Origin of the sequence: Uniformispora flossi, from assembly GCF_049534875.1 — a bacterium.
Classification (GTDB): domain Bacteria; phylum Actinomycetota; class Actinomycetes; order Streptomycetales; family Streptomycetaceae; genus Yinghuangia; species Yinghuangia aomiensis.
The window spans coordinates 38,647-59,893 of the sequence record NZ_JBMULZ010000021.1 but is presented as its reverse complement, the minus strand read 5'-3'; the positions used below and the strand labels follow the sequence as shown (position 1 = coordinate 59,893).

The 21,247-nt window shown below is 74.2% G+C and carries 14 protein-coding genes; 3 read left to right on the top strand and 11 right to left on the bottom strand.

The window, feature by feature from the left end:
* Positions 1-362: 362 nt before the first annotated feature.
* Together ACPA54_RS32925 and ACPA54_RS32920 are read right to left on the bottom strand one after the other, a co-directional pair.
* Positions 363-1,763 carry a DUF4192 domain-containing protein gene (locus ACPA54_RS32925; RefSeq protein WP_423535308.1) on the bottom strand — a complete coding sequence of 467 codons (1,401 nt, stop codon included), beginning with the start codon at positions 1,761-1,763 and terminating at the stop codon, positions 363-365.
* Between the two features lie 82 nt (positions 1,764-1,845).
* Positions 1,846-2,829 (bottom strand): aldo/keto reductase, encoded by a 984-nt coding sequence (locus tag ACPA54_RS32920; RefSeq protein ID WP_423535306.1) that lies wholly within the window; start codon positions 2,827-2,829, stop codon positions 1,846-1,848.
* A 167-nt stretch (positions 2,830-2,996) separates the two neighbouring features.
* Between ACPA54_RS32920 and ACPA54_RS32915 the strand changes: the two genes are divergently transcribed.
* Positions 2,997-5,204, top strand: a complete 2,208-nt coding sequence (locus ACPA54_RS32915) for a RecQ family ATP-dependent DNA helicase (protein WP_423535304.1) — start codon at positions 2,997-2,999, stop codon at positions 5,202-5,204.
* Between the two features lie 62 nt (positions 5,205-5,266).
* Here the strand turns inward: ACPA54_RS32915 and ACPA54_RS32910 are convergent, their stop codons facing one another.
* Both ACPA54_RS32910 and ACPA54_RS32905 read right to left on the bottom strand, forming a co-directional pair.
* Positions 5,267-6,631, bottom strand: coding sequence for an RNA polymerase sigma factor (locus tag ACPA54_RS32910; protein ID WP_423535302.1), 1,365 nt, complete (start codon positions 6,629-6,631; stop codon positions 5,267-5,269).
* Complete coding sequence (locus tag ACPA54_RS32905; protein ID WP_345675401.1) at positions 6,604-7,023, bottom strand: YciI family protein; 420 nt, start codon at positions 7,021-7,023, stop codon at positions 6,604-6,606. The genes ACPA54_RS32910 and ACPA54_RS32905 overlap by 28 nt, the downstream gene beginning before the upstream one ends.
* Before the next feature lie 1,163 nt (positions 7,024-8,186).
* Here ACPA54_RS32905 and ACPA54_RS32900 point away from each other — a divergent pair.
* Positions 8,187-9,152: a hypothetical protein gene (locus ACPA54_RS32900; protein ID WP_423535300.1), complete on the top strand. Its 966-nt coding sequence runs from the start codon at positions 8,187-8,189 to the stop codon at positions 9,150-9,152.
* 652 nt (positions 9,153-9,804) lie between these two features.
* Here the strand turns inward: ACPA54_RS32900 and ACPA54_RS32895 are convergent.
* From ACPA54_RS32895 to ACPA54_RS32865, 7 genes are all read right to left on the bottom strand, one after another.
* Positions 9,805-10,179, bottom strand: a complete 375-nt coding sequence (locus ACPA54_RS32895; protein ID WP_423535298.1) for a hypothetical protein — start codon at positions 10,177-10,179, stop codon at positions 9,805-9,807.
* A 406-nt stretch (positions 10,180-10,585) separates the two neighbouring features.
* Positions 10,586-11,179, bottom strand: a complete 594-nt coding sequence (locus tag ACPA54_RS32890; RefSeq protein WP_423535297.1) for a hypothetical protein — start codon at positions 11,177-11,179, stop codon at positions 10,586-10,588.
* A gap of 401 nt (positions 11,180-11,580) precedes the next feature.
* A complete protein-coding gene (locus ACPA54_RS32885; RefSeq protein WP_423535295.1) occupies positions 11,581-14,376 on the bottom strand; it encodes a TerD family protein in 2,796 nt (931 codons plus the stop codon).
* Positions 14,377-14,812: 436 nt separating this feature from the next.
* Positions 14,813-15,793 carry a DUF2510 domain-containing protein gene (locus ACPA54_RS32880; RefSeq protein ID WP_423535293.1) on the bottom strand — a complete coding sequence of 327 codons (981 nt, stop codon included), beginning with the start codon at positions 15,791-15,793 and terminating at the stop codon, positions 14,813-14,815.
* Between the two features lie 206 nt (positions 15,794-15,999).
* A complete protein-coding gene (locus ACPA54_RS32875; RefSeq protein WP_423535415.1) occupies positions 16,000-16,644 on the bottom strand; it encodes a ribonuclease HII in 645 nt (214 codons plus the stop codon).
* 317 nt (positions 16,645-16,961) lie between these two features.
* Positions 16,962-18,602, bottom strand: a complete 1,641-nt coding sequence (locus tag ACPA54_RS32870) for a hypothetical protein (RefSeq protein WP_423535291.1) — start codon at positions 18,600-18,602, stop codon at positions 16,962-16,964.
* A gap of 181 nt (positions 18,603-18,783) precedes the next feature.
* Complete coding sequence (locus ACPA54_RS32865; RefSeq protein WP_423535290.1) at positions 18,784-19,329, bottom strand: winged helix-turn-helix transcriptional regulator; 546 nt, start codon at positions 19,327-19,329, stop codon at positions 18,784-18,786.
* Positions 19,330-19,495: 166 nt separating this feature from the next.
* Here ACPA54_RS32865 and ACPA54_RS32860 point away from each other — a divergent pair, with 166 nt between their 5' ends.
* Entirely contained in the window at positions 19,496-20,974 is a 1,479-nt protein-coding gene (locus tag ACPA54_RS32860) for an MFS transporter (protein ID WP_423535288.1), read from the top strand.
* Positions 20,975-21,247 lie beyond the last annotated feature (273 nt).

The window sequence follows — 21,247 nt, the reverse complement described above, 5'->3', positions numbered from 1 at the left end:
CTCCTCGTCGGCCTGCGCTCGCGGCCTCGGGCACGGAGGGGTCAGGACCGCACCCGTGCCGACCACCGGGCGCACACGCGGTCGCGCGCCCGCTTCCGTGGCCAACGCGCCGGAGGCCGCGTAGTCACGCTTGTCGGCGCGGCACGAGCCATTCGCCAGGCCGTGCCCGGGCAGCACCACCCGTTCCGGGTACTCGGGCCGGGACCGGGGCGAGGAGTGCGCCGGGTGTGTGCGGGGGTGCGTCGTGGGCGGGGTGACCGTGCCGTAGAAGGCCGGCCGTGAGGGTGTCGTCGTGGGGGTCATGGCTGTTCCTCGGGGGTGTGAGCCGGGCACGGTCGGCCGCGGAAGTGTGGTCGTGGCGGTCATGGCTGTTCCACGGACGGTGCGGGCCCGGCGAAGTCCGGGGCGTCGAGCGTGGGCTGGGCTTCGGGGGGCGGGGTTTCGGCGGGGGCCGCAGGGCGGCCGGTGGGGCTGCCGTCGTGGGCGTTGCCGCACGGGTCGGCTTCGGGGTCGGTGCTGCTGGGGTCCGGGGCGCGAGGGCCGGGGGCGTGGGTGTCCGGACCGTGGGCGTCCGGGCCGTGGGCGTCCGGGCCGTGGGCGTCCGGTGGGCTGGCGTGGTCCGGGCCGTTGGCGTCGTCCGGCGCGGCGGCCGACGGCTTGTCGCGCGGGCTGCTGCGTGCTCGGGTCGTCGTTGCGGGGTCTCGCCGTGGCCGTCGCGGGCTGCGTTCCGGGAACAGGGCCCGGCGGGATTCGCGGGCGCTGAGGGTGCTGTTGATGGCGGTGTGCAGGAGTTGGGCCATCGTGTAGCCGGGGTTGTCGTCGAGGGCGCGGTTGACGGCGACGCGGGCCATCGCGGGCTCCTCCCCCGTCCAGGCGGTCCACGCGGCGAGGGTCAGGGGCACTGCGGATTCGGGTGGCGGCGACATGCGGGCCAGCGCGGTCCACAGGGCGAGCAGGGGGCGGTGGTCGGGGTCGTCCCAGGACATGGCGTGGTCGCGGACTTGGACGTCGGTCAGTCCGAGGACCAGGCGGGCTGCTTCGTCGTGGCGTAACTCGCGGTCGCCGTTGCGGAAGCGGACGCGGGCGGCGTGCAGGAGCGCGAGGGATTCGGTGCGCAGTCCGACGAGCGAGCCGTAGTCCTCGCTGCGGTGGGCCAATGCGCGCCGGACGTGGGCGAAGGCGCGGTCGGCGGCTTTGCGGGCGAGGCCCTCGGGCGGTCGCACGGTGTGCAGGAGGGCGGTCTGCGGGACCGGCGGCGGGAGTCCGGCCGAAACTGCGGTGGCGGCGATGACCGATGCGGTTTCGGCGGGCAGGGCGCGGCCCTCGGAGGCGCAGCAGCCGGTGGTGCAGGTGTAGGACCACCAGCGTCCGCGCTCGATGCAGAGAGCTTCGAACAACGGCAGTCGGTGTTCGGCGCACAGGTCGAGGGCGGCTTCGTAGAGCGGGCGGTAGCGGTCGACGCCGCGCTGGTCGCCGCCTACGGGTCGGTCGATGTAGACGATGACGCCGAGTGCGGCGGAGCCGTGCCGGGCGATGGTGGCGACGAGGTGGCGGGCCGCGGCGCGGAAGCGTTCGGGCGGCGGGAGGTCGAGGCGGAGGACGGGGGCGACGCGGCCGCGCCGGCCCGGCCGGACGCCGAACACGACGAGGCTGTCGGCGGGCGTGGTCCCGATCAAGTAGGGAATGGCCTGCAGGAGTTCGGCGGGGTTCGAGACGCGCAGGACGGTCTCGGCGGGCATCGGGTCGAGAGTGGTTTCACGCATGCCGCAAGCGTGGACGCATTCGGGCGGAGGACTTCGCGGTCGGCGGCGAACTGTGGACAACTCGGGCCTGTGGACAGTCGTTTCACTCGATCCGGGGATTGTGGCGGCTTGGCCGGGGCGCTAGTTGGCCGAGTCGGCCGTGCTCGGGGTGGAAGGCCAGGGCCTGCTCGGTCAGTGCCGTGTACTCGTCGGCCGCCAGGTCGATCTCGGCCGCTGCCGCGTTCCGTTCGAGCTGCTCCACGGTGGAGGCGCCGGGGATCGCGACGACCGGGCCGCGGTGCAGGACCCACGCGAGGGCGATCTGGGCCGGCGTGGCGTCGTGCGCCGCGGCGACTTCCTGCAGGAGTTCCAGGAGCGGCCGGGCGCGCCGGAGGTTCGCGGGCCGGAACAGGGCGCCGCGGGCGCGGAACCCCGACGGCGGGTTGTAGGCGTCGTAGCGGCAGCCGAGCAGGCCTTGCGCGAGCGGGCTGTACGCGATGACCATCCGCCCGTTGCGTTCCGCCCACGGCACGAGGTCGTCGAGCGGTCCGGGGTGCGCGAGGCTGAATTCGACCTGGTCGGAAAGCACGCGACGGCCGAGCGCCTGCTCGGCGCGGCGCCACCGGGCCAGGTCGTAGTTGCTGACGCCGACCTCCGCGACCACCCCCTCGTCGAGAAGTTCGGCGAATCCCCGTACCGCCGTGTCCATGCCGAACAGCGGATTCGGGAAATGCGCCTGGTAGAGGCCGATGCGGTCGACGCCGATGCGGTCGCGGCTCGCGTACGCGCGGGTGCGCACGACGCGCGCGAGGGGAAGGACCGGGGCGAACTTCGTGGCGACGACGACCCGGGCCGCGTCGTCGCCGAGCGCCGCGCCGAGGATCCGTTCGCTGCGTCCGGCGCCGTAGACCTCGGCGGTGTCGAAGAGCGTGACGCCCAGCTCCACGGCGCGCCTGACCAGGGCGCGGGCGGTCACCGCGGCGTAGTGCTCGCCGTAGCCCCAGGGGCGGGAGCCGAACTGCCACGTGCCGAGGCCGATGCGGCCGATCTTGGGCAGAGCGTCGACGTCGAGATCGAGATAGCGCATGCATGGTCTCCCCGGCACCTGCGGCCCCGTCCTCCACCTTGGCCCCGGGCGCGCCACGCGCCAAGGGCTGTGGACAACTTTGCCCGGCAACCTCATGGAGAATCGTTTCTCCACAGATTCGTGGCGCGGTTTGCCCGCCTGTCCGGAGAACCGACTACAAAGGTCCCATGAGTTCCACCGCCACCCCCGACCCCCAATCCGAGACCGGCCGCCCTGCCGTGCCGCCGTCCGGCGCCCCCGCGTCCGGCGCCGCCGACGGGCCCCTCGCCGCGCTGCGCGGCGAAGCCGACGCCGTGCTGCGCGGGCTGGCCGGCGACACCGCCCGGCTGCGCGAGGACCAGTGGCGGGCGGTCGCGGCCCTGGTCGCCGACCGCCGCCGGGTGCTGGTCGTGCAGCGGACCGGGTGGGGCAAGTCCGCGGTGTACTTCGTCGCGACATCGCTGCTGCGCGCCCGCGGCGCGGGCCCCACGGTGATCGTGTCCCCCCTGCTCGCACTGATGCGCAACCAGATCGACTCCGCCGCGCGCGCCGGGATCCGCGCCCGGACCATCAACTCGGCGAACGTCGACGAGTGGGACGCCGTGCAGGCCGAGGTCGCCGACGGCGCGGTCGATGTGCTGCTGGTCAGCCCCGAGCGGCTCAACAACCCCGACTTCCGGGACACCGTGCTGCCCAAGCTCGCCGCCGCCTGCGGGCTCCTCGTCGTCGACGAAGCACACTGCGTGTCGGACTGGGGACACGACTTCCGGCCCGACTACCGCAGGCTCCGCACCCTGCTGGGCGAACTCCCGCGCGACGTGCCGGTCCTCGCGACCACCGCGACCGCCAACGCCCGCGTCACCGCCGACGTCGCCGAGCAACTCGGCACCGGCACCGACGACGAGGACGCGCTCGTGCTCCGCGGCTCGCTCGACCGCGAAAGCCTCACCCTGGGCGTGCTGCGCCTCCCGGACGCGGCGAACCGCCTCGCCTGGCTCGACACGCATCTCCCGGAGATGCCGGGCTCCGGGATCATCTACACGCTGACGGTGGCCGCGGCCGAGGAAGTCACCGCGTTCCTCCGCTCGCGCGGCCACGTCGTCGCGTCGTACTCGGGCCGCACCGACGACGCCGAACGGCAGGCGGCCGAAGCCGACCTGCTGGCCAACCGCGTCAAAGCGCTCGTCGCGACCTCGGCCCTCGGCATGGGGTTCGACAAGGGCGACCTGGGTTTCGTCGTCCACCTCGGCTCCCCCCAGTCCCCCATCGCCTACTACCAGCAGATCGGCCGCGCGGGACGAGCCGTCGACCGCGCCGACGTCCTGCTCCTGCCCGGCCGCGAAGACGAAGCCATCTGGCGGTACTTCGCCTCGCTCGGGTTCCCGCCCGAAGACCAGGTCCGCCGGACCCTCGACGTCCTCGCCGACGCCGGACGGCCGTTGTCGACCGCCGCCCTCGAACCGCGCGTCGACCTCCGCCGCAACCGCCTCGAACTGATGCTCAAGGTGCTCGACGTCGACGGAGCCGCCAAGCGCGTCAAGGGCGGCTGGATCTCCACCGGCCTGCCGTGGCGCTACGACGCCGAACGCTACGCCCGCGTCGCCGAGGCCCGCGGCCGCGAACAACAGGCCATGCGCGACTACATCGCGACGGACGGCTGCCGTCTGGAATTCCTGCGCCGCCAACTCGACGACGAACAAGCCGCACCGTGCGGCCGCTGCGACACCTGCGCAGGCGCCCGCTACGGCGACGACGTCGCCACCGCATCGCTCGACGCGGCCCGGGCGGCACTCGGCCGACCAGGCGTGGAAATCGAGCCGCGCCGCATGTGGCCCACCGGCATGACCGACGCGGGCGTGCCGCTCAAGGGACGCATCAAGGCCGACGAACAAGCCGCAACGGGCCGCGCCCTCGGCCGACTCTCCGACATCGGCTGGGGCAACCGGCTGCGGCCGCTGCTCGCCGCGGATGCCGCCGACGCCCCGGTGCCGGACGACGTCTTCGGCGCCGTCGTCCAGGTGCTGGCAACGTGGGGATGGGAGCAACGCCCGGTCGGTGTGGTGACCATCGCCTCGCGGACGCACGGCACCCTCGTCGATTCCCTCGGCGCCCGGCTGGCCGAAGTGGGGCGACTGCCCTGGCTGGGCCGCATCGAGTACGCACCGCACGCGGAACGCGCCCCCGCCCGCAGCAACAGCGCCCAGCGTCTCCGCGCCCTCGCCGACGCGTTCGTCCTCCCGCCGGAGACCGCAGCGGCGGTGCGCGAGGCGAGCGGCCCGATCCTGCTGGTCGACGACCGCATGGACAGCGGCTGGACGTTGACCGTCGCGGCCCGCCTGCTTCGCCAAGCCGGAGCCGGGGAGGTGCTGCCTTTGGTGTTGGCCGTCGAGGGCTGAAAAGGGCTGAAAGTGGGGCAGGACACCCGGTATTCGGTCTGCCTGCCGCGGCGCGACGACGGCTACGACGCGCCGGAATCCGGATCCGGCTTGTCGTCGGCATCCGTCAACGCGGCGATCTTGCGTTGCAGGACGGAACGTTCGCGGGCGTTCCCGCACAGCAGCACGGCGCGTTCGAGTTCGGCGCGGGCTTCATCGGCCCGGCCGAGGCGGGTGAGCAGTTCGCCGCGGACGCCCGGCAGGAGATGCGAGTTCGGCAGGGCGTCCCGCTCGAGGAGGGCGTCGACGAGCGGCAGCGCGGCGGCCGGCCCTTGCGCCATCGAGACCGCCACGGCGCGGTTGAGGTCGACGACGGGCGAGGGGGCGAACGTGCCGAGGGCTTCGTAGAGCAGGACGATGCGGTCCCAGTCCGTGTCGTCCACGGAGGGGGCGAGGGCATGGCATTCGGCGATGGCGGCCTGCACGCCGTAGGCGCCGAGTCCGCGGCCGACCTTCTCGGCCCGCGTCAGCGCCGCCCGGCCGCGGCGGATGGCGGCGCGGTCCCAGCGGCGCCGGTCCTGGTGTTCGAGCAGGACAGGCTCGCCGTCCGCTCCGGTGCGGGCCGGGAAACGCGCCGCGGTCAGCTCCAACAGCGCGAGCAGGCCGTGCACTTCGGGCTCGTCCGGCATCAACCGGCTCAGCACCCGCGCCAAACGCTGGGCTTCGCCGGCCAGGTCGAAGCGGATGAGGTCGCCGCCCGACGTGGGCGACGACCCCTCCGTGAAGATCAGGTACACGACGCTCAGCACCGAACCGAGCCGTTCGGCACGCTCGTCGGCGGCGGGCACCCGGAACGGCACACCGGCCGCGCCCAGCGCCTTCTTGGCACGGGTGATCCGCGCCTGCACGGTGGCCGTCGGGACGAGGAAGCCGCGGGCGATCTCGTCGCTGGTCAGACCGCCGACCACGCGCAGCGTGAGCGCCACCCGCGCTTCGCGCGGCAACACGGGATGGCAGGACACGAACATCAGCGCGAGGACGTCGTCGTCGATCTGGTCCGGATCCCACAGCACGTCGTCGCCGGCGCGTGCCGGATCGGCGGGTGCCGCACCGGCGGCCGCGCCGCCCTCGCCCAAGTCACGGGCGAGGACGGCGTACCGCTCGTCGCGGGCGGCACGGCGCCGGAAGGCGTCGATCGCCCGCCGACGGCCTACCGCGAGCAGCCAGCCGGCGGGGTTGCGGGGCACCCCCTCGCGCGGCCAGGTCACCAAGGCCTCGGCGAGCGCCTCCTGGGCGACGTCTTCAGCCAGGGCGAAATCGCCGGTGTAGCGGGCGAGCGCGCCGACGATCCGGGCCGATTCGATCCGCCATACGGCGGCGACGGCCTCACGGTCGGCGCGCCCCTCCGCGACCGGTCCGCTCAGAGCTGGCCCGTGGCCTCGCGCCACTCCCGCTCCTTCTTGATCCATTCGTTGTCCTGCGGAAACTCGTCGATCGTGGTCACCCGACGGATCTCGGCCTTGAAACCGGCCCCGATCGAGGGGGCGCGCTTCGCCCACTCCACGGCTTCTTCCTTGGAGGCGACGTTGAGGATATAGAACCCGCCGAACAGCTCCTTGGTCTCGCCGTAAGGGCCGTCCGTGACCACCGGCGGCTCGGACGCGTAGTCGACCACGACACCGTCGGCGGCATTGTCGAGCCCCTCGGCGGCCAGCAGCACCCCGGCCCGGATCATCTCGTCGTTGAACCGGCCGATCCGCTCGAGCATGGTCTCGAAGTCGACCTCGCCCATCGCCGCGTAACCCTCGTCGGTCGCGCGCATGATCAGCATGAACTTCATGGGGCTCGTCTCCCTGGATCGTCGGGCCCGTCTCCCCGGACCCTCTCACCCGTAGGTCGAACGGGGCCGCGCGTGATCGACAGGTCCGCAGAACTTCTTCGAAAGTTTTTTGTGGCGAGGGTGGGGGCGGCCGAAGAGAGGCAAGCGGGGACGCGGTGGCGGCCTTGGGGGTGGGTGGGGGGCGAGGGCGAGTTGGGTGGGTTTCTGGAGGCGGGCCCGGTGCGGGATGAGGTCTGGGGCAACGACAGCGTGCGACGACCTGTGCGTGGGAGCGCACGCCTGACGTGACGGCGGGACAAGCACGTGGGCCGCTAGGCCGCGCGCACCGGGCGCGCGGGCGAGCTGCCCGGTTGTGGGGCAAAGAGCAGTTCGACGAAGGCCCAGTCCGGCAACAGGCGCTCCGGGACGGAGCAACGGGTCAGGTGCACGAGCCTCGGCCTCGTGGGCGGCACCAAGGCCAGAGTTGAGGCACACACGCCACGTAACCACGAGGTCACGCTCGGCTGAAGGATCGTGCGCCGAGCCAGGGTCGCCCCGGAAGCGAGCCCTGGGCGACTGGCGCTGTGCGAGCAACGAGCAGCACGCGGAGGCCCGCCGCCGGATCGCAGGCATCCGTGGCAGCGTGAGCGACCGGCGCGCGAGCCGGAGCATGGGCGGGCTTGCGAGGCCGGGTGCGAACGCGCTGCTGTCGGAGAGCTGTGGCGGGCGGAACATGCAGCGCTGAGGCCGCAGCCGCCCGGCCCTTCGGGCTCATCGCGGGTTGGCGGGGGCGTTCGCGGCTGCCGCGTACGGGACGGCAGCGCGGGCCGACCCGCGCATCGGCCCCGGGCGCGGGCGATGGCCGGCGAAGTCACGCGTGCGGTGAGTGAGCACGAGTCCGCCCCGAGAGAACGCCGATTTGCCGCTGCGGCACGGCGCGTGGGGGCGGCTGGATGGTGGGGGTGTGTCCGGTTGGTGACAGGGAGATTTCGTGTGGAGCCGATCACGTTTCCCTGTTGCCGTGTGTCGGACCCACACGGAAGAATCGACTTAGCGCCCTGGTGATCTTTGCGGGTCGTGCCGCGCGAGTTCGCGGTGCGCCCGCCTCTGTTTTTGCCTGCGCGTCAAATACCGGCTGACGGCGGTCTGCTCCCCACGGCCCGCCCCCGGACCGAAGGAGCGCCGTGACCAACGCCGCCATCGCCTCAGCCGTAGCAGTCACCCCGATTCGGCCCACCCGCCGCACGTCCGCCATGAGACCGGTCGCCGCTTCGGTCCGGACGATCGATCCGGAGTCGTGGCGTTCGTCCGACGTTCCGCTGCTGCGGGACCCCCGGGCGCTGGTCACCCGCCTCCACGAACTGCATGGCCCCACCCCCGGCACCGCGGTCGTCGCGGTGCTCGACGCCACCGGGCGGCCGGTCGCCAGCGCGTCGTTCGCGACGGACGGCGACACGGGATCGGTCGACGGGTGGCAGTGCCGCAATACGATTCTGGCCACTTTGCGCCTGATCGTCCCGGACGACCTGCGGCGGCCCGCCCCGGTGCGGACCACCGTGCTGCTGCTCTGCCGCGACGGCCGCCGCGCCTGGGAACCGGACGACGGCCGGTGGATGTGGGGCTTGCGCGACGCCTGCGCGCTCCACGGGCTGCGCGGCGGCGCCGTCGTGGTGCTCGCCGAGGACGGCTGGGAGGTCGTCGGCGACGGCCGCTCCGGCCGCACCCCGGCCTCCGTGCCGCGGGTCGCGCTCCTCCCCGTACGGCGCAAGCCCGGCAAGGGCAAAGCGAAGACGGAGGCGAAGCCGAAGCGGCGGGCCGCGACTGCACAGCGACCGCGACCGCGGGTTGCGCCGGAACCGGCGGAGCGGACGGTGGCACGGGTGGAGCCGAAGATCGAGCCCCGGACCGAACCGCAGATCGAGCCGGGGACGCGGAGGAAGTCGGCGGGCCATGACGTCCCGGTGGAGTCGCCGGTGGCGGCTCCCGGACGAGGGGTCGGAGTTCCGGAGCGTACGGAAGTCCCGGCGGCGGCAGCGGCTTTCGGAGGGCATGCGGAGGGGACGCCGGGTCCGGGCGAGCGGGACTACGCGGCACCGGTGCGGTATTTGACGGACGCGGGGGCGACAGGCACGGGGTTGCGCTGCTCCTGAGCCTGCGAGCCGACCGCACGCAGGCCCGACGAGTCAAGAGACAGAGTGCCGTGCGCGCTGCCGGCCCCGGCGGCCCGGCAGCGCCGGGAAATCCGCATCGCGAACGGTGTTGTGACCCGAATCTCGTTGCCGCCTGCGGTATCTGACTATGCGTCAGTTATGCGCGGCGAACCGACGACCGGCACCACAAACACCGCCCGCGACGCACAGCGTTCGACGGCTGTCGGCCCGGACACCGCAGAAACCTTCCGGCTGACCCGCAGCAGGCCGGCTCGAAAGGTGACTCACGCAGCGCCGGACCGATACCGATCGACCGTCCCGGATCGCGGCAGTGCCATGGAGGCCAGGCCGGAGACCCGCTGTGCGGATCACCGACGGGCACCCCGGCACGGACCGGGAAGGCAGCCGACGAGATCGCGACGCGAAGGCGAACCTGCGCCCACCCGGGCCACAGCCGACCGCCCCGCAGACCGGACCCCCTGCCGGCCCACGCTGTTCACGCACCTGGGGCCACCGAAACCGCCCCGACACCCCGGCCGCCGTTGCCGCCGACCGCCCCCACACGCCGTTCGCCCTGCCGCCCGTCCCGGACCCCGCCCAACCCCGCACCACCGCAAGGTCGTTGACGGCCCCCTGAGGCCCTCTGAGGCGCTCAGGGCCGTCCGGAGTGCCCCTGGGACGCGATCCAGTCCGCGAGGTCGCTGGTGACGCTCAGGGCGTGTTCCTGGACCATCTCCGGGGCGTGCAGGCGGCCCCGGAGATGCTGTTCGTGGAACGGCTTGATGCCGAGGACGAGTTTGCGGACGCCGAACAGGTTGCAGTAGGCGTCGGAATCGCCGGACTCGTACGCCGCGTCCCACTCCTTGCGGTCGACGGGGTTCAAGGCCGCGAAGGCATACCGGTTGAGGTAGTTCGCCAGCATGTCCACGACGGTCTTGCACGCGCGGTACTGCTGGAGCGACAACCGGTCTTCCTCGTCGCTGAGGAAACGGTCTAGCAGCTGGGCTATGGAGGGGGATTCGGACATAGAAGGGAACCGTAGCCCACTGGCTTCGGCCGAGAACGAGCCCGGTTGCCGGGCTACCGAAGGCGATTCCGACATGGGACCGAACCGTAGCCGACTTCCGGCGACCGTGTGTGCGTCGCGTGAGGGAACCGCCCCGACGGGTGGTCGTGCGCGAGGGCAGCACGGCATGACCCGGCCGGCCCCGAGATCGCGAAGCCGCGGTAACCGAACGCTGTGCCGGCGGCGCACGCCGCACGGAGCGGTCGAAGACAGGACGGAACGCCCGTTGCACCCCGCCGGGGAAGCCTCGTCGGCAAGGCGCGCGAACGCCACCGGCGGCATGACGGCGGAAAGAAACGCCGTGCACGCCACCGCACGCCCTCGCGGACCCGCCTCGGCCCGTCGTCGGGCCGGGGCGGGGTCCGGGTCAGAGTCCGGTGAGCGCCCGGACCTGGTCGAGGTCGCCGCACACGATGACCGCGGCGGTGCCCGAGCCGATCGCCGTGACGAGCGCGTCGGTGGAGCGCGCCGGGTCGGCGAAGCCGTTCACCACCAGGACGACGGTGTCGCGGCGCAGCGGCCGGTCGCCGAGGGCACGGGCGTAGAAGACGTCGTTGCCTTCGGTGTACTGGCGCCAGTACGGCTCGCTGCCGAACGACTCCTCGTGCTGCTGCCACGGGTGTGCTTCGCCCGTGGTGAGCACCAGGATCGTGTCGGGTGCGGTGCCCTCGTCGAGCAGCCGGTCGACGGTCTCGTCGGCGACGTCGAGCGCGGTTTCCGGGGTGGCGGAGACCAGGCGGATGTCGGGTCCGGAGGACCGCTCCGGCTTGCGCGCGGCGGGGACCGCGGCGGGCGTGGCGGGCGTGGCGGGCGCCGGTTCGGCGTCCGCGGCCGGCTGGGCCGGCCGGGGCGGGCCCGGCTTCGGGGCCGCCGGGCGCGGCGGTCCGGGCTTCGGGACCGATGCGTGGGCGGGGTTACGGGGTGCGGACGGCTTGGGTGCCGCGGACTTTGCTGTCGTCACCGGATTCGCAGTCGTGAGTTGGGGAACGCTGGGTTCGTCTGGTGTGGGCCCGGAGTGCCCGGAGGCGGAGATACGCGGGGACGCCCCGGACAGGTCGGCGTCCGGCTCCCCGGGAAACACACGCGGCATGGTCGCAGTCTTATCAAAGGCGGCCGGGGCGTGCACAGGCCGGGTCGGCATGAACGGTCGGCGGGTCGTCCGCTAGCGGCCCGGGACGGGGCCCCGGGCGGTGGCCCGGAGGGCGGCGGGCGGCGTTCCGGAGGGGTCCGGAATCGGTCGGCCCGGGTCGCCCCGCTCGGCGGGGAACTCGCCGTCGCGCCAACGGAATCCGCACCGGCCGGGCACCGGTGGCGGGGTCCGGGGACGCGCCGTGGCGGCCGGAACGGCAGGGCGCTACCGCGTCATTCGTCCACCACCACTCCGTATTCGGTCACCAGCGCGGCGAGGCCTTCCGCGTAGCCTTGGCCGACCGCCCGCAGCCGCCACTGGTCACCGCGACGGTACACCTCGGTGAGTATCATCACGGTCTCCTCCCCGCCGGTGAGCCGGAAATCGGCCAGTCGGCGCCGTGTGACGGGGTCGACGATACCGACGGCGACGGGCACTTGGGCGAAGGCGGTGCCGGATCCGGCGTCGAGGGCGAGCGCGACGACGACGCGGACGCGGCCTTCCGGCAGCCGGGTGACGTCGATGTCGACGGAATCCGAACCGGGTTTGCCGTCCTGCAGTTTGCCTGCCAGGCGAACCGCGCCGCTGGGGTGCACGGGTTGGTTGTAGAACACCAGGTCTTCGTCGGCGCCCACGCGTCGGTCGTCGTCGAGCACGAGCACGATGACGTCGGCGTCGACTTCGGTCGGCCCCCACCAGGCGGCCTCGACGCGCAGGGCGCCGGTGAAGGTGCCGAGCTGGTCCATGGTGACGGCCTGGCCGCGTTGCAGCGACCGCGGCTCGTCCGCGGGAGCGGAAGCGGGGGCGGAAGCAGGGGCGGGGGTGGCGGCCGGGGTGGCGGCGGCACCGGAAACGGCAGCCGAGGCCGCGGCGCCCGCGACGACCGCGGGCCCGCCGCCGAGGCTGCGGTCGCGTCCCTGCCGTGCCGGCTGTTCCGCGGGCCGTTCCGCGGGCTGTTTCGCGGGCCGTGGCGGAACCTGCGGGGTCGGCGACGTCTCCGCGGGCGGCGGTGTCTGCGGAACGGGCGGCGCCATCACGGCAGTGCCTTCGGTCGGCGCCACGACAGTGGCGCCCTCGGTCGGCGGCACCGGCAGGGTCCCGGACGGGACCGGCAGCGCGGTCGTGGCCGCCGGGACGCCGAACTCGGTGGCGGAGCTGCGGGGCGGGTCCTTCGGCACCGGGGGAACGGTTCCGGTGCCCGGTCCGGACCGGTCGTCGACCCGCGGTACTTCGGTGCCCGTGGTCGGCGGCGGTTCGGTGGGCCTGGCCGGAATCGGCGGCCGGATCGGCGGCGGCACCGTCGGCCGTTCCGGGAGCGGCTCGGGATGCCGGTCGACCACGCGCTCCGGGGCGGCCTTCCCGCCGGGGACGCCACCCGGGGGCGTCGCCGGCCCCGCGGGCTTGTCGGCGCCGCCGGGGCCGACCGAGCTGAGGGCGGCGGTCACCGCCGGGGGCGGCGGGGGCGGGATCGGCGGGAGGGCCTCGGTGCCGGGCGCGGTCTCCGCGACGGTCTCGTCGCCGGTCGAGTCCAGCGGTCCGGAGTCGTCCGACAGGGGCGAGCCGGGCCCGCCGAGGGCCCCGGACGGCGGGGTGCTGCCGGGCCGGGGCATGAGGAATCCGCTGGTCGTGCGCCGCGCGGGGGCTCCCCCGGCGACGGCCGCCCCGGCGCCCGCCAGGACGCCGGCCGCGGCGACCCGCGACGCGGCGTCGGCGGCCGATCCGCGTTCGCGTTCCAGGTCGGCGAGGAGGGCGAGGAACACCGGCTCGATGAGCACCCGGATGCCGCGCTGCCGGGCCCAGAAGGTGCGGTCGGCGGACTCGTCGGGGTCGGCCACGACCAGCACGTCCACGCGGTCGTGGATGCCGGACGCGATCTCCAGCCGGGCCCGCGCCATCCGCTGGTCGAGTTCCGAGCGGGACACCGCCAGGTAGCCGTGGAAGAGCACGTGCTGGCCGGGCAGCAGCGCGCGGCCGCGCGCCAGGATCGGCGCCGCGTGGTGCTCGGTCGCGGTGTCGCGCGCCATGCCGATGATGTCGTCGAGGGCGATGCGCGGGATGCCGAGCTGGGCGGCGACGCGGGTGAGGTCGGCGCGTTCCTCGCGGTCGATGACCGGGCCCGCGGCGACCATCGACGCGGCGAGGGTCGTGACGTAGAGCCGGTCGAGGTCCTTGCGCTGTGCCTCGGAAATGCCGAGCGAGACCGCGAGTTCGGCGAGGTCGGCGGCTTCCTCAGGGGTGATCACGCGGTCTTCGAGCGCCGCGTCCAGGACCGCCAGGTAGCTGTCCGGGCCCTCGCCTACGCCGGTCGGCGGGCCGAACGCGCGGGCTTTCTCCAGGTACGACACCGCGACCCGGCGGCGGGCCTGCTCGGCCTCCTCGCGGGCGCGGCGGGCGTCGTGCGCGTCGTCGCGGGTGAACACGCGGGCCTGATCGGCTTTGCGGCGCGGCCAGTTGAGTGACGCGGCGACGGTGCGGGCCTGCTGCCAGTGTCGCGCTTCCCCGGCGCCCTGTTCGAGGTAGTAGGCGAGGAGCCGCGCGGTGCCCATGGCCTTGGCGCCCGCGCCGTAGCCGGAGTCGACCGGGACGCTGGCCGTCTCGCAGCACGCGACGAGAGTGAAGCGCGGCGCTTCGGGCACGTACTCGGGTGCCTCGCGCATCGTGCACAGCATGGTGAGCGGCGGCACGGACGGGTGGCGGCGGCGCTGGAATTCGCGTTCCAGAAAGCCCAGCTCGAAGCGTGCGTTGTGGGCGACGACGACGCGTTGGCGCAGCATGCCGGCGAGCCACGGGGCGACGTCGGAGAAGGCGGGGGCCTCGACGATGTCGTCGTCGAACAGCCCGTGCGTCTGGAAGTCGCCAACCGGACCGTCGGGGTTGAGCAGGGTGGTGAAGAAGTCCGTGACCTGACCGTCCGGGTCGCAGAGCGCGACCGCTATCTCGACGATGCGGTGGCGGTGCGGCGAAAGCCCCGTGGTCTCGACGCCCACGACGGCGTAGCCCGGGCATTGCAGGCGGTCCCCCAGGCGCACGGTCAGCCCCCAATGCTGGTCGGCCGGGTCCGGGGCGGTGCGGCGCGCCTCGGGACGGCGTGGGACGGGTTTCCCATCGACCCCTCAGCCCGGGGAATTACCCGTCGGTGGTGGTGCGCACGCCGGGGCGGCGGCGCGCGGGTGAAACCGAACTCTACGACGGATCACCCTCACCCCGCCGGGCTGCGGCGCGTCGATCGGCTTTCCGCGGGCCGAAATCCCCGTAGTGGCCCGGGCGCCGGGTGCACCGAAACGGCATTCTCACCCGGACGCCGGTCTTCCCCGTCACTCGATCGAGTAAGCCGCCCGGGGTGGGCGGCTCGTGGGAGCGCGCCGGGGGCGGACGCGACGGAGTCCGGTCGGGCGCGGCGTGTGCCGTGCCGGACCGGACTCCGGAATGCCGGGGGATACCTGGCGGTGCGGTGCGGAACCCGCGTCAGGACGAGCTGGCGGACGGCTGCGGGGTGCCGACCTTGATGCCGTCGCGCACGGTGTCGAGCACGCCCTTGCTCGGCGCCTTCGGGTCGTGGTCGACGCCGACGAAGACGATCGGGTAGGCGTCGTCGCCTTCGTACTCGAACTTGTTGTCGATGATGATGAACTCGAGCGTCGCGGTGCGCGCCGGCGAGCCCTTGTTCTCTTCGACTTCGTAGACCAGGACCTGGGCGTTCTTGCCGTCGATCTTGGTCTTGTCCTCGCGGACGGTCTTGGTGACCTTGAAGTCGTCGCCGTTCTTGATCTGGCCCTGCATCCGGCTGACCGCGCCGTCGAAGCTCTTGCCCGGGACGTACGCGACCTCGGCCTCGCCCAGGTAGCAGTCACTGGAGCTGTCGCTGTCGCTGGAGTCCGGCGACGGACCGTCGGACGGGTCGGAGGACGCGCTGCCGCTCTCGTCCGAACAGGCGACCTTGTCCTTGGTCTGGTGCGCGGGACGGTCCTTGTCGGTGTCCTTGTCCCAGCCCTTGATGAACGGGATGGTGACGCCGGTGGTGGTGTCCGTCAGCGTGCCGTCCGTCGCGACACTGGACTTGTCGTCCTTGCCGCCGAGCGTGAACACCAGGACGGCGACCAGGCCGCCGACCACGAGCAGCGCGACAAGGCCGATGATCAGGTTGCGGTTCTTGCGGCTCCCGCCGGCGGCGGGCGGGTACGAGCCGTACTGCGGCGGGTACGGCGCCTGCCCGGGCCCGGCCAGGCCGCCCGGCCCGTTCGCCGGCCCGAACCCGGGCTGACCCATGGGGCCGGCGGGCCCGGCGGGTCCGACAGGCCCGGAGGACGGGCCTCCGGGGGCGGGCGGAACGCCCGGCGCGTCGGCCCGCGGGCGGGAGGATTCGGTCCACTGGGTCCCGTCCCACCAGCGTTCCATTCCGGGCGCGGAGGGATCGTCGTACCAGCCGGGAGGTATCGAGGCAGTCACCGGGGCAACCTACCGCCCGCCTCGTGCGCGGCGGGAGCGGTCCCCTCCACCCTGCGCCGAACCGTGCCCGATATAGGGGTGGTTGCGGGGGAATGACGGTGCGGATCGAGACACGGTCGTCACCCGCGGCGCGCCGGCGGGGGCGCGCAGCGGATACCGGCCTACTGACGAGACGTCAGAAACGGGCGGGCGGAGGGGACACGGCGTCAGAAGTCGAGCGCGGTCTGCCCGGCGTCTTCGAGCGGCGTGCGGAACTTCTTGAGGTGCCGCCACTGCGGCAGGTCGTCGAGGAAGGCCCACGACATGCGGTGGAACGGTGTCGGGCCGAGCTCTTCGAGGGCCTTGCGGTGCGTCGGCGAGGGGTAGCCGGCGTTGTCGCAGAACGCGAAGGCGGGGTGGCCGGTGCCGAGTTCGGCCATGAGGCCGTCGCGGTAGACCTTGGCCAGGACGGATGCGGCGGCGACGCCGATGCAGGCCTGGTCGCCCTTGACGACGGTGCGGACGGTCCACGGTTCGCCGAGGAAGTCGTGGCTGCCGTCGAGGACGACCGCGTCGGGCCGCACCGGGAGGGCTTCGAGGGCGCGGACGGCGGCGAGGCGCAGTGCGGCGGTCATGCCGAGTTCGTCGATTTCCTCGGGGGACGCGGCGCCGAACGCGTAGGCGGTGGCCCAGGCCTCCAGTTCGGGGACGAGGGCTTCGCGGCGCGGTGCGGTGAGGAGCTTGGAGTCGGTGAGGCCGGCGGGCGGCGGGGTCGCGGCGGACACCGCGGCGCCGACGACGACGGGGCCGGCCCATGCGCCGCGGCCCACTTCGTCGACCCCGGCGACGACGCGCGCGCCTGCGGCGATCAGTTCGCGCTCGACGACGTCGGTGGGACCGGACGGGCGCTTGGCGGGCTTCTTCGCGGTCTTCTTGGCGGCTGTCTTCGCCGCCGTCTTCCGGGTGCCGGCGGTGGTCCGCTTGGCGGGGGCCTTCTTGGCCGGGGCTTTGACGGCTGCCTGCGCGGCGGGGGCGTCCGGGGTGTCCGCGACCGGGGTCGCGGCGTCGCCGGTGCGCGGTTTCGCGACCTTGGGGGCGGCAGTCGGAGCGGGGGCGGGCTGCCGCGGCTGCGGGGGGACGGTCACGGCTTCAGGCTATCGCGGGGCGCGGGGTGGTCCGTCCCGGCCGCTCAGCGGTGGCCCACCGCGGTCTCGCGTTCCTGGGCGGCGGCGAAGCTGACCGGCATGCGGACTTCGTAGTAGGAGGAGACGCCGGCGTCGCGGATGGCGGTGCGGAGGGTGCGGGCGCCGTCGGGGCCGGCGAGGGCTTTCGCGGCGAGTGCGGCGAGGTCGAGGGGGCTGCCGTCGTGGGTGGTGACGTCGTCCTGGCCGGACCAGGTGGTCTTCCAGCGGGCGCGGCCCGCGTCGACCCAGGCGCAGGCGAGGAGCGCGCCGAGCGCGGCGGCGGTGGGGCTGTCCGGGCCGGTGTCCGCGCTGGAGGCGGTGGCACCGGCGGGGCGGTGCTCCTGGGCGATGCGCTCGCCCTTGCCTTCGACGAGGAGGCCGAGGACGCCGCCGAGGGTGACGGGCATTTCGGCGCCCGCGTGGCGGGCGGCGGGCGCCAGGCGGGAGGCGCGGTAGGCGGCGCGGTAGCCGCTGACCTGGCGCAGGAACGCCTCGCGGTCGAGGGCGGTGAGGCGGTCGAGCGCGGCGAACGCGCCCGCGGGGGCGATGCCGTCGTCGTCGCAGGCGAGCAGGTAGGCGTACAGGTGGGCGGCGACGCGGCGGGGCTCGTCGAAGCCGAGGGTGATGCCGTCGGTGCCGCCGCGGAGCGCGACCTTGGCGTCCAGGGGGCGGGCGCGCAGCCGGTCGGCGCGGACGGCGAGCGGGTGCGGCGGGTCGCCGGCCGGGAGTTCGGCGAGGTCGCGGGCGCGGACCGGGTCGGCGAGCAGGGCGCGGAAGTCGCCGAGCGGGTCGGCGGGCAGGCATCCGGACGCCATTCCGGCGTGCACGTAGCCGCGGCGGTACCACTGCCAGGCGGTGCGCAGGCGGCGGAGCGCGTCGAGGCCGTCGGCGACGGCGTCGGTGCCGTAGACGCCGGCGGCGTAGCGGTCCTGGGTGCGCTGCTGGAGGTCGAGGACGGGCGCGCAGAGGCGGGTGTAGCGGGCGGCGAACTGCCGGGCGGCGTCGCCGAGGACGCCGCGCTGCCGGGCGGCGTCGGCGAGCCCGGTGACCATGTCGAGGCCGTGCAGCGCGAGTTGGTCGGGCAGCGGCGGGCGGCGCCGGCGGCGCGCGGCGAGGGCGGTGGCGACGACGGCGCGCAGTTGGGGTTCGGTGAGCGACGCGGGGACGCAGGCGCCGAGCACGAGGTGGTGGTGCAGGGTGATGCCGGGGCGGCGGACGGCGCGCATTTCGGCGACGGTGCCGCCGGTCAGCACGATGCCGTCGGGTTCGGGGACGTTGAGTTCGCGGGCGGTGGCGCGCACGAGCGCCCACAGCCGGGGCTGGTCGCGGGCGGTGACGGAGATGCCGGACGGCAGGCGGCGCGGTCCGGCGATCTCCAGGACGAGCGCGGTGAGCGCGATGACGATCTCGGCGACCAGGACGGCTTGTCCGCCGGTGAACAGGCCGAAGCCGCGCACGGTGAGGCCGACGAGGAGCGCGGCGACGACGAACGGCAGCGCGATGGCGACGTAGAGGGCGGCGAGGACGCCGACGGCGGCGAACGCGCGCAGGCCGGCGGCGCTGCCGGTTGTGGGCTTGCCCGCCGCGGTCCCGGTGGTCGCGGGCTCGGTCGCGACGGGCTCGGCGGTCGTGGCCTCGGCCGTCATGCGGACGCTCCGCCGCTGTGGTCCGCCTCCGCGGCACTGTTGCGGCTTCCCTTGATCACGGCCCCTCCGCCCCCCGCGACATCCGGCGCTGCCCGTGGCAGCCGGGCCGCCCTGCCAGGCCGCCGGGGACCACCCTATTGGCTCGGCGGGCCGGGGGTGCCGGGTGCGGGGGAACGTCCCTTCAGACCGCGGCGGCGATCACCGGGTGCAGGGGTTCGAGGAGGCGGTGCGGCTTGCGCAGGGCGAGGCTGACCGGGTCGGTGCGCTTGTAGGCGTGGATGCCGGGGCCGGGGCGCATTTCGAGTTCGCCGGGCGGGGCGACCCGTCCGCACGCGGGGCACAGGCCGGTGCGGTCGACGACGGTGTCGCAGGGCAGGTGGGCGAATTCGCGCACGGCGCCGGCCGCGGAGGGCACGTACTGGATGGCCCACTGGGCGAGGGCGTAGATGGCGGGCCACAGCGAGACGCCCATGTCGGTGAGGACGTATTCGTCGCGCGGCGGGGATTCCTGGTAGCGGCGGCGTTCCAGGACGCCGGCCTCGACGAGGGTGGCGAGCCGGGCGGTGAGGACGGCCCGTGGGATGTCCAGGTGGGCTTGGAAGTCGCTGAACCTGCGGACCCCGTAGAAGACGTCGCGCACGACGAGCAGGGTCCACCGCTCGCCGACGAGTTCGAGCGCGCGGGCGACCGCGCATTCCTGCCCCAGGTAGTCCTTGCCGAGTGCCATAAGCACCAGCCTACCGCGTGGGTTCACTGAATGAACCGAAGCTGCTAGGGTCATCCCCACTAAAGGTTCATTGAATGAACTGACGGACGGCTCGTCACATCCGCACACCCGCCGAACGTCGTTCCTGCAGCCACCGCCGCCGACGCCTCCCGAAGGGGAACCCCCGATGCCGACCACGGCCGCACCCGCCGCCCGCACCGCGTCCGCCGCCCGCCCCACCACCACCGCCGCATCCGCATCCGCGCGCCGCCGCCCGCCCGGCGGGACCCTCGCCGTGGTCGTCGCGGGCACCCTCCTGGTCCTCATGACCTACACCGCGCCGCTCGCGGTCCTTCCCGACACCGTGCGCTATCTCGATACCGGGCCCACCGGGCCGGCCTGGATCCTCAGCAGCATCAGCCTCGGCCTGTCCGCGACCCAGCTCGCCGCCGGCAGCCTCGCCGACATCCTCGGCCGCCGCCGCGTCTTCGTCGCCGGAGCCGCCGGACTCGCCGTCGCGTCCGCCGTCACCGCACTCGCCGGAAACCTCGCCCTGTTCGTCACCGGACGCGTCCTGCAAGGCATCGCAGGCGCCGCCGTCCTCGCCGCCGGACTCGGCCTGGTGGGCCAGGTCTTCCCGGCCGGCGCCGCCCGCGTCCGGGCCACCGCCGCGGTCGGCGCGGCCATCGGCGGCGGCATCGCCGCCGGCCCGCTCGCCGCCGCCGGACTCACCCGCACCGCCGGACACTCCGCCCCCTACTGGGCGGGCACCGCCGCGGCCGTCCTCCTCGCCGCGGCCGCCGCCCTCGCCACCACCGAATCCCGCTCCCCCGTGCGCCGCCGCCTCGACCCCCTCGGCGCCCTCACCCTCGGCGGCGGCATCGGCACCCTGACCGCCGCCCTCGTCCAAGGCCGCCAGGGCTGGACCCAGACCGGCGTCTTCGTCCTCCTCGGCACCGCCGCCGTCCTCCTCGCCGCCTACGCCGCCACCGCACTGCGCGGCCGCGAACCGATGCTCGACCTGCGGCTCCTGCGCCGCCCGCGGTTCGCCCTGTCCATATTCGGGTCCGTCGTCACCGGCATCGCCGTCATCTCACTCGCGTCCTACCTGCCCACCCTGTTCCAAGGCGTCCTCGGGCTGAGCCCGCTGCAGTCCGCCGCACTCCTCGCCACCTGGTCCGGCACGTCCGTCGCCGCCGCCGTCCTCATCGGCCGCTTCTCCGCCGGAGTCCGCGCCCAGCGACAGGTCGCCCTCGGCCTCGCCGTCATCGCCGTCGGATTCCTCGCCCTCTACGGCATGGGCCCGCACACCTCCTGGGCGCGCGTCGTGCCCGGCCTGTTCGTCGCCGGCATCGGCCTCGGCTTCCTCAACGCGTCCGGCACCCGCCTCGCCGTGGAGAGCGTCCCCGCCGACCGGGCCGCGATGGGCGCGGGCGCCGCCAACGCCGCCCGCTACACCGGCGCCTCCCTCGGCGGCGCACTCGTCGTCGCCGTCGTCCAGTCCGCCGGCGGCCGCACCCCCGTCGACGCGCTCGCCGCGGGCGGCGACCGGGCCATCCTCGTCGCCGCCGCCCTCACCCTCCTCGGCGCCGCCATCACCTTCACGGTCCGAGGCGAACCCGCGCACACCCCCGCCGCCGCGGTCCGCGACCCGCACCGGCCCTGATCCGGGCCGGCCGCACGCCCGCGCGGCCGGTCCCGCGCCCGCCCCGACCCGGTGACGCACCGGGCCGGGGCGGGCGTCCGCACGCCGCCGAACACCCGCACGCGAGGGACCTCCGTCGGACGCGGGCGTCCCCGCACCGCGATACTGGGAGGTGAACAGCCGCCCAACGCAGCCCGTCGCTCCCGGCGACCGTGCCCGACGCCGCCGTCTGGAAGACTTCACCCACGTGACGACCGAAGCCGCGACGCCCCCCGCAGACCTGCCTGGCCGTGC